The organism is Pseudomonas sp. B424 (assembly GCF_055408345.1).
Genome location: NZ_JBUZTL010000050.1, coordinates 1 through 7,650 on the forward strand (window position 1 = coordinate 1; position 7,650 = coordinate 7,650).

The 7,650-nt window shown below is 46.9% G+C and carries 12 protein-coding genes and 1 pseudogene; 3 read left to right on the top strand and 10 right to left on the bottom strand.

Annotation, left to right across the window (positions count from 1 at the left end; all coding sequences use genetic code 11):
- The 9 genes from ACZRMS_RS25910 to ACZRMS_RS25950 form a co-directional block, all read right to left on the bottom strand.
- The coding region (locus ACZRMS_RS25910) for a hypothetical protein (protein ID WP_463997607.1) at positions 1 to 590 on the bottom strand (590 nt) is incomplete at its 3' end.
- Positions 591 to 643: 53 nt separating this feature from the next.
- The gene (locus tag ACZRMS_RS25915; RefSeq protein ID WP_463997608.1) at positions 644 to 1,681 is read right to left on the bottom strand and encodes a zonular occludens toxin domain-containing protein; all 1,038 of its coding nucleotides are present in this window, start codon (positions 1,679 to 1,681) and stop codon (positions 644 to 646) included.
- Positions 1,682 to 1,684: 3 nt separating this feature from the next.
- Entirely contained in the window at positions 1,685 to 1,969 is a 285-nt protein-coding gene (locus ACZRMS_RS25920) for a DUF2523 family protein (RefSeq protein ID WP_095041538.1), read from the bottom strand.
- Between the two features lie 33 nt (positions 1,970 to 2,002).
- Entirely contained in the window at positions 2,003 to 3,043 is a 1,041-nt protein-coding gene (locus ACZRMS_RS25925) for a hypothetical protein (protein WP_463997609.1), read from the bottom strand.
- A 143-nt stretch (positions 3,044 to 3,186) separates the two neighbouring features.
- Positions 3,187 to 3,414, bottom strand: a complete 228-nt coding sequence (locus tag ACZRMS_RS25930; protein ID WP_073514906.1) for a major capsid protein — start codon at positions 3,412 to 3,414, stop codon at positions 3,187 to 3,189.
- Between the two features lie 233 nt (positions 3,415 to 3,647).
- Complete coding sequence (locus ACZRMS_RS25935; protein WP_073514908.1) at positions 3,648 to 3,944, bottom strand: propanediol utilization protein; 297 nt, start codon at positions 3,942 to 3,944, stop codon at positions 3,648 to 3,650.
- A gap of 10 nt (positions 3,945 to 3,954) precedes the next feature.
- Positions 3,955 to 4,215 (bottom strand): hypothetical protein, encoded by a 261-nt coding sequence (locus tag ACZRMS_RS25940; RefSeq protein ID WP_095041540.1) that lies wholly within the window; start codon positions 4,213 to 4,215, stop codon positions 3,955 to 3,957.
- On the bottom strand, positions 4,215 to 4,448 hold the full coding sequence (locus ACZRMS_RS25945) for a hypothetical protein (protein ID WP_397462909.1): 234 nt from the start codon (positions 4,446 to 4,448) through the stop codon (positions 4,215 to 4,217). The genes ACZRMS_RS25940 and ACZRMS_RS25945 overlap by 1 nt, the downstream gene beginning before the upstream one ends.
- Positions 4,445 to 5,575 (bottom strand): phage/plasmid replication domain-containing protein, encoded by a 1,131-nt coding sequence (locus tag ACZRMS_RS25950; protein ID WP_095041191.1) that lies wholly within the window; start codon positions 5,573 to 5,575, stop codon positions 4,445 to 4,447. Before ACZRMS_RS25950 ends, ACZRMS_RS25945 begins: the two co-directional genes overlap by 4 nt.
- 157 nt (positions 5,576 to 5,732) lie before the next feature.
- Between ACZRMS_RS25950 and ACZRMS_RS25955 the strand changes: the two genes are divergently transcribed.
- The 3 genes and pseudogenes from ACZRMS_RS25955 to ACZRMS_RS25965 all read left to right on the top strand — a co-directional run bounded on the left by ACZRMS_RS25955 (position 5,733) and on the right by ACZRMS_RS25965 (position 6,870).
- Positions 5,733 to 6,155 carry a helix-turn-helix domain-containing protein gene (locus tag ACZRMS_RS25955; RefSeq protein WP_073514912.1) on the top strand — a complete coding sequence of 141 codons (423 nt, stop codon included), beginning with the start codon at positions 5,733 to 5,735 and terminating at the stop codon, positions 6,153 to 6,155.
- Between the two features lie 85 nt (positions 6,156 to 6,240).
- Positions 6,241 to 6,384, top strand: a pseudogene (locus ACZRMS_RS25960) (type II toxin-antitoxin system prevent-host-death family antitoxin); the annotation flags it as partial.
- Between the two features lie 72 nt (positions 6,385 to 6,456).
- Positions 6,457 to 6,870 (top strand): hypothetical protein, encoded by a 414-nt coding sequence (locus ACZRMS_RS25965; RefSeq protein WP_095026237.1) that lies wholly within the window; start codon positions 6,457 to 6,459, stop codon positions 6,868 to 6,870.
- 350 nt (positions 6,871 to 7,220) lie between these two features.
- Here the strand turns inward: ACZRMS_RS25965 and ACZRMS_RS25970 are convergent, their stop codons facing one another.
- Complete coding sequence (locus tag ACZRMS_RS25970; RefSeq protein WP_095026236.1) at positions 7,221 to 7,481, bottom strand: hypothetical protein; 261 nt, start codon at positions 7,479 to 7,481, stop codon at positions 7,221 to 7,223.
- Positions 7,482 to 7,650 lie beyond the last annotated feature (169 nt).

Consider the following 7,650-nt stretch of genomic DNA (forward strand, 5'->3'; position numbering starts at 1 on the left):
ATCATGACTTGCTTACGCGAGTAATCGACAGCGGCAATCAGAGTTTTAAGCTGAGCTAAACGCGCCTTACTCATTCTGGCAACGATGATCGAAGAACCGTCCTCAAATGACAGAGTCTCACCAGGATCGAGAGGAAACGCTTTTATTGCATCCGAAGCCAAAATGTTATGTACCTTGAGGATCGAAATATCAAAGGAATTGACGGCAAAAGGCGCGCCGGTGTGTATTTTCTGATCTTGACCAGGTGCATAAGCATTTGCTGAATATGAATCACCTGGACGAGGATAAGCACTAACACGTAGAAAATTACCTTCGACTGTATATAAAAGCCCCTTCAGAGACGTCACATATTCAATTGCCTCATCCCAGCTCACATCCTTCATTCGCATAGAAAGTGAACCACGGATATTCTCATCTAAAACAAGGTTCAAGCCGCGATAATCTGCCAAAAGTTGTAGTGCTGACGAAACCTGAATGGTCTGAAAATCAAAAGTCAGTTGCTGGGGAGCGGCTTCTGCTTGGGCAAAGGAAACAAAGAAAAATAAAAATGCAGCAACGTAGAGGCGGCACAGGGACTTAAGGGTATTCATGGCATGAGTTCCAGAGCACTGGTTGATTAATCGGGGTCGGTCTTAGCGCTACGCTAAAGACCACCCCCAATTAACCCACCTGTAATTGGGTTAGGTTTTTTTAATGACCAATTAGTAATCTTGAAGCCGTCAACCAAGCAATAAGCCTCGGTAAAATCCGGAAAATATCGGCAATGAGAAAAAGAAACGTACCGTGTATTTCCGTTGTTATCCGCTATTAGGGCAAGAGCCTCAGAAACCAGTTTTGAAGATGGATCGGGCTTCGACGGATGAATAAAGCCGACAAGACGCCAAGTGGTTGAGATTGGAGACTCAGGTGATTTAATAGGTTTATTGGACTTTGCCGTTGAAGTGATAGGTTCAACCACACCAGGAGAATCCGAGGAAAAGAAACTTTTGACACCGTAGATACCTAAACCCATGAACAGGACAAAAGCTCCCGCCGTTGCCCAAAGTCCAAATGAACGCAAGATACTTGCACGACCATCAGCAGCAGACTCATCACCGACTGCACCAGAACTAGACTGAGTAGCCGACTTGTAAAATACAAATACAGATAGCTTAAAGGTGCCGGCAGTAGTCCTGACGAGCTTAGACTTTGACGGAGCATCACCGGTAACAGCACCGTTATAAATATCAACCTTATACGTTTTCTTACTTAACTTCCTGATTCGGTAAGTTGTTTCAATAAGGAGACGAACCCAAGAGGAAATCTGAGCTAAATCCTGCGTAACCAGGACGACGCGCATAGAGTTGTTTTTATCGTCAACACGGTGCCTATGCTCAGCCAACAACGATTTATCAATAAAGTTAGCATGGTTTACATTCTGGCCTGCGGGCCAGCGTCTCCAGCATTCATCGATGATTGCAACACAGCCTGCCGGAAATAATTCGAATAAATCCGGATGTTCATACCAGTCGGCTGGCAGTTGAGTAATTTTTCCGCCAAAAGTAGCCAGCAAATCGTCAACAGACAAAGGAATATTAGTAACAACATGCCTATCTTGTTTGAGCGACGGAATAACCACATGTTCAGTTACACCGTAGGTCTTCCCTGCTCCTGGTTTGCCCACATAACCGTGAATAGCCATAAATCACCCAATCAACGGAATGCGACGAACAAGGAAGCGCAGAAGATAAGCACTCGTAACAACACTGATGCCAAATGGAACTTGCATGATATTCAGGAAATACCAAACAGACGGGTCAATTGCAGAAAATAGCTGTGCAGCACTTTGGATAATTCCAACAATGAAGCTAGTACTAATCAAATCAAGAAGAGCCTGATACAGCCAGTCTGCGATCGCGACTGGAATATCAGCGATGAATTGTAAGATATCTTGCAGTATAGATAAGAGCCAATTACCAAACGCAGACATAAATCCCTCCCCCAAAAACTTTGGTGGCTAAAATCAAGCGGACAGAAAGACACGCAGTGCAAGGAGGCTCCAAGCAGCCAAGAATACAGCACTTAGAACAGGCGAAATTGAAGCGAATAAAGCACAGTGCGCATCGAAGCTGACGATAGTTCCTAAAATGGCTATATCAGCAGTAGGACAGATACCACCAGAATTTGCAGAGGCAATATTTTCTTTAAACTCCGTCATGGCTTGACCAAAACCAGAGTCATTAAGGTCTACTTGCATACCATGAACAAAAGCCTTGTAGTGGACAGCGTTGACCTCACTATCAAGAACGGCATCTGCGTTTAACTGCCCGGGATTAGTGAAAGAGAGCTCACCGTCAAAACCGGAATCGCCATTCCCACCGTTATTATCACCGCCTGTATTTCCTCCATCCCCAGGGTTAGGAGGGGTGTCATCGTCGCCGCCGTCGCCAGGATCAACAACGGGGTTGAGAGGATCTCCAACGGCTGGTGAGGTATATCCGGAGTCAGCACCGCATGACGGATTCGAGGTATTAATACCCACGACGAAGTTACAAAAACCAGTGCTAGTAGAGCCAGAAGCAAAGTAACAGTTGGTACTAGTAACTGAGCTAGCCAAGTAAGAGCATGAATTGTGACAAATGTCAGAAGTAACAGAATCTTCTTTCCAAGAGACAAAGGATTTACCTGACGACTTAATAATTGGAGAGTTAGGGCCTCGTGACTCGACTGTTTCAGGGCAGTTAAGTTCTGCCTCTTTAATGATGCCGACTGTATTAGATATTACGTTGCCGTAAAAACTGTAAGAGAAACTGCAACTTGCGACAGCATCACTTAATAGAGAACACGAGCCCGGCGTGTAATTCACTCTAGTAGCATTTGTCTTATATTGGTCAGCCGCCTTTGTATACTCAACGATAAAAGATTCGGGTGAAGGTTGTGTGCCAGAGGCCGCACACTCTTTGGGAGTATTGGATAAGTGAGCGTTACCACACTTCCAGCCAGCAGAAGCTTTGGAAGAAAAGACAGCTAGAAACAAAAGAGGTAGTAGGTAAATAGCCTTCATATCACCACCCCGAAAAGACAGCGAACGAACAACCAGAACCAATGACGAACATGGCAAAGTAATAGAGCTGATCCATGTAGCGGCCTCAGAGTTTGATAAAAAAAGGGCGCCCGAAGACGCCCAGGTCACGCAGAGAGTTTGATTTATCCGCGAAGGAAACCAAGTACGATCTTCGCGCCTTTAATACCGGCATAAACACCGGCGAGGATACCGGCCACAGCCAGTACACCCACGGAAATGGTGCTAAAGTCGATCGAGGAAGTCAGCCCAGTGTAATCCCAGGCTGCTGCACCTTCAGCAGCGAAAACAGATGGAGCAGATACAGTAACGGCAACAGTAGAAATAGCTACAGCAAGCGACTTTTTGAACATGGGTAATCCTCAGGATTGTTTTATGAAATTTAAAATTGTCCGAATGCCCATAGACCCGACCATGAAGAACGCGACTAAGGTGAATCCGGCCCCAAATGCTTGAGCCAAAACCGTTGGATCAAGCTGAGACGGATCAAAAGGAGGCAAGTTATTGACGACCTCCCATGATGAAGAACAGACCGGAATACCACCCTCGGTTGAAATGTCGGATGGACAATAGAGGGTTCCAGACATTACGCAGGCTTTTGAGTTGTAGAAGCAGCAGGAGCACCGGAATTAACACGGCGGCCTTGGCGAGGATCAACTTCAAAAATAAGGCGATCATCACGAACTTGCGCAATCACATCACATTCATACTTTCCAGGCTGAGGAACCTGCTGAGGGGTTTCTGCGTAGAATGTACATTTCTGCGGGTATGGAATATTTGGCAAATGAGCGTACGCTTCAAACATGCAATATGGTTTGCCCGACTTCGCAGCTGTGCCGCTACGGTGATTACCAGTTACTTCGACCACAATAGTATTAGACATGATGATGCCCTTATCTCAATGTTGGAAAGCCAGGAGCGGTGCCGGGCTTACGGTATGCCCAACTGGGCGCAATGGCTTCAGGATTACGCCTGAAGGTTTTGAATTTTCGTGCAGCACGCTGACGGGTTACTTCTTGCTGAGCCAATGCAGATAAAAACAAGCGCATAAGACTATTAATCCCAGCACGTTCATCACATTGAGGATTGTTGAGAGCATTTAGAAATTCCATTTCAACTGCAAAGCGTAGATTTTGATAAGTAACCCTATCCATCAAAAACCCATCCATTCGGCAATACAGGTTGTTCCTGTTTCTTGACGCTCAACAAACCAAATGCGCTCAGGTTTAACGCCCTGCTCTTTTCGAGCCTCAACAACCCTAAGCGTCTGTTCGACCTGTTGAGCAAGAACAGGATTAATAAAAGAATTCTGTATTTGTTGTTGTTCAGCTAAGCGGCGTTTCTGACCACTTGTAAGTTGAGCGCCTTGAAAACTGACAGTTCTCACGCTGCAACCTGATGCAGATGATTAGGGCGCTGATACCAAGTTGGCACAGCCAAGGGACTTTTCGTTACTTCTCGACACTGGCGGACAAATACCGGTGCAAAACGACTGGTATCACAGGCGTTACGAATGTTGATCCCGATTTTGTTAAGACGAGCAGCATGAGTTTCAAAAGCACGCTGAGACAAACCGTGATGATGGCCACTCATCCAAAGTATGGCGTAAGAGGAAGTAGCATTAGCAGAAGCCCTGCCCTTACAAATACCATGTTCAATTAGTTTGTCAGCAATACTCTGAAGGTCCATTGCAGTCACCTTTAACTTTTCATCTATTTTTAGAAACTCACTGTGGAGTTCGGCTAAACGCCTTTCATCGAATAAGCCCCAATAGCAGAGGGCCTCACGTTGTAAATATTCGCTTTTAAGCTCTTGTTCCATGCGAACCACGCCTTCTTGTGCGCAGTAATTTTTAACTCGCTGAACGTATTTGTATTCTTCTGATCCCTCACCAAAGGTCCGTTTAATCTTTGGAAGGCAGTTCTGATCCATTTCAAAAGCCTTGTCATATGCCTTTCGATATTGGAGGCGTCCGCCTTTGCCATTTCCTTTGGACGTCCAAGCAACAGTGCGACCATTGGGATACAGAAAACCGATGGAGTGTCCGATTCGCTGGCTAGAAACACCGCGCAAATAGGCAAGAACATTGCCCTCCCCCAATGAAACATTGGTGGTCAGATCTATCCGTTCAATCTTTGCCCCATCGGCGATACGGTCGCCGGATTTGGCTCCTGACTCACCTTGGCGAATATCAATGCGAGTGCAGCGGGTAAAACCTGGGAGACCGTATTCACGTAAAAGTGCGTTGTATACCGAGACGCATTGCTCGATAGAGGTGAAACCGAACAAGTTGTCGAGCCGCCCTACCCGGCTGGGATTTCCTTCAACGCGGATCTTGCGACCCTGAACGTGAATCGTGACCGAAGTCGAAAAACTAGCCTCATGCTTGAAACGCGGCTGACGAGTGCTAAGGACTTCGTTTGTGTTGGCATCAATCGTCAGGGTAAACACGTCGCACACGACAGGTAGGTCATGGTCGTGCTCCTGCGATACGGTTAGCCAGTCTATGAACATCCGAGAGCCTTACTAACAAGTCTAAAGCGGTTAACTGCATCCAAAAGGACGGTATTCCGCAATGATAGGCGGTCTTCCGTTTGAGTCAAGAGAAAAAGAACGGTTTTTAGCTGATACTTGCTATATAGAAACGGTAATCCGCATTCGGAGACGCAAAATGGGCATCGGCACGCGGATCAGGCAAGAGCGGCTCAAGCAAGGTCTTGAGCTGAAGGAGCTAGCAAAATTGAGTGGTATCCCGGAGCGGACGCTTGCAGACATCGAGCGTGAGGTTTCGAGCCCGCGAGCAGAAAACCTGAAAAAGGTGATTATCTCGTTGGGCTGTTCAGCTGATCAGATTATGTTCGACGACGACGAGCTCACCGAAGACGGGGACTTGGCCTTACTCGTGCGCGAATTAGGAAAAACTGAAGAAGAAACCCGACAGACAGTTAAGCGAGTAATCCGAGCAATGCTGGTTCAGGAGCGCGTCTTTGAGCTAGAGAAAATTCGCAACTTCGACGACGCTCACAGAGAAGAAAACAAGCAGCGGCAGAACCTCGCCATGCCATTGAAGCGCTACGAAAAAACGAGTAAGTGAAGTCGGAAACCGAAGAAGTCTTCGGTAAAGTGGGGGTGTAACAGCACCCCCACTCTCATCAGGCAGGAAACAGCAGCTTATGAAATCTGAAGCGGAGCGGAAACGTAGGGACGAGGCAATTGCCCTTGTAAAGCTGCTGGCAATCAGCTCTCAAGAATATGTCCAAGGAAAGCACTGCTCAACTGATGAACTGAAAGCTCGCCTAAATAGAAAATTCGCGAATAAATAATGCGTTAACCTCGCAGAATGCACAGCCGAAACGGCTGATGAAAGCGCTGAAAGCTCATCGAAGGAAGTAAACATGCCATCACCTCAAAAACAGGCTAAGCGCGCTAAGCGCGCCAAAACGAAAGCCAAGCAGGCTAGGACAGTTCGCAACAGCACACCCACGGGGGTGTCTCTGGACTCGGACCTAATGAATGACCTAGCGCTGGGGATGGCGGACATGCTTCCACGGCTGGCAGAAGCTGAAGTCATTAGCCAGGTCGAAATGCTCACCACTTTGATCCGTGAAACGGGCTTGTCCGAAGCGAAATCGTTAGACGACGAAATTGATACACAGATCCTGATTCTCAAGGTCTATGGGCAGAAGATCGAAGGAAGGTCAGCAGACTGGATGGAACACGCTAAATTCCTCGAAGCCTATGCAGAGGCTGCACGCAAGCTCGATCGAGAAGAACTCATTCAAGCCTGGAATGACGCTCACGACTTTTAATAGCAGATCGCTAGAAAATCGGACCTACCGGGACCTGACCTACGATGGCAGCAAATCATCACGGGACCGTGCAAGCTACGCAACAGACCAGGTATAAGGCTTTGAGTAAATCAGGGCGCGAAGTGGCAACACGGCGACTACAGGCAATTTGAACGCGACAAAAACCCCCAGGGCTTTCATGAGTCCTGGGGTTTTTCTTTAGGCGATAGACCGGCCGGCTTCACCGGGTGTCGGCGCACTAGATGCAACGCACTAACGAATAACTGTAAGGCGCCTAATGCCCTTCGGGCAGGTAGAGGTCAGCATGATTTACTGAGAAAACACCGCCACATAATTTTTGAAATTAAATTTTAAACACTCAACTTCTTAAGATTTCCAGTGAGCGTTTGAACTCCAGGCACAGAAACACTCGCTACATCGTCAAGCCGATATTTTTCACCACTGATAGAAAAATCAATAGCTTGAATAGTGGAGTCGAAGGTCACCCATAGCGTAAGCGAAGGCCTACCATCAGAACTCATTGACAGCTGAATATTCGCATCGTTGATAGCCATTAAACGATCACGACCCCAAAAGTGAATGCTGAGGTCGGCTTTACCTGAGTACTCCATCAGAAACTCCATTTTTAATGAAAAATGATGGTATCAGAACGACTCGCATAATGAACGTTATGGCTAAATTCAGCACCGGAGCTTCGCTATTATCCCGGTGCTAAATTCGTCGATCACGACGGCACAGCTACCATAACGTCATCGATATTATGCGAACCTTCGTATTGGG

Bases quoted from the DNA above. Each gene is read 5' to 3' on its own strand.
- ACZRMS_RS25915 (WP_463997608.1), bottom strand. From the start codon at position 1,681: ATGGCTATTCACGGTTATGTGGGCAAACCAGGAGCAGGGAAGACCTAC.
- ACZRMS_RS25920 (WP_095041538.1), bottom strand. From the start codon at position 1,969: ATGTCTGCGTTTGGTAATTGGCTCTTATCTATACTGCAAGATATCTTA.
- ACZRMS_RS25925 (WP_463997609.1), bottom strand. From the start codon at position 3,043: ATGAAGGCTATTTACCTACTACCTCTTTTGTTTCTAGCTGTCTTTTCT.
- ACZRMS_RS25930 (WP_073514906.1), bottom strand. From the start codon at position 3,414: ATGTTCAAAAAGTCGCTTGCTGTAGCTATTTCTACTGTTGCCGTTACT.
- ACZRMS_RS25935 (WP_073514908.1), bottom strand. From the start codon at position 3,944: ATGTCTAATACTATTGTGGTCGAAGTAACTGGTAATCACCGTAGCGGC.
- ACZRMS_RS25940 (WP_095041540.1), bottom strand. From the start codon at position 4,215: ATGGATAGGGTTACTTATCAAAATCTACGCTTTGCAGTTGAAATGGAA.
- ACZRMS_RS25950 (WP_095041191.1), bottom strand. From the start codon at position 5,575: ATGTTCATAGACTGGCTAACCGTATCGCAGGAGCACGACCATGACCTA.
- ACZRMS_RS25955 (WP_073514912.1), top strand. From the start codon at position 5,733: ATGGGCATCGGCACGCGGATCAGGCAAGAGCGGCTCAAGCAAGGTCTT.
- ACZRMS_RS25965 (WP_095026237.1), top strand. From the start codon at position 6,457: ATGCCATCACCTCAAAAACAGGCTAAGCGCGCTAAGCGCGCCAAAACG.
- ACZRMS_RS25970 (WP_095026236.1), bottom strand. From the start codon at position 7,481: ATGGAGTACTCAGGTAAAGCCGACCTCAGCATTCACTTTTGGGGTCGT.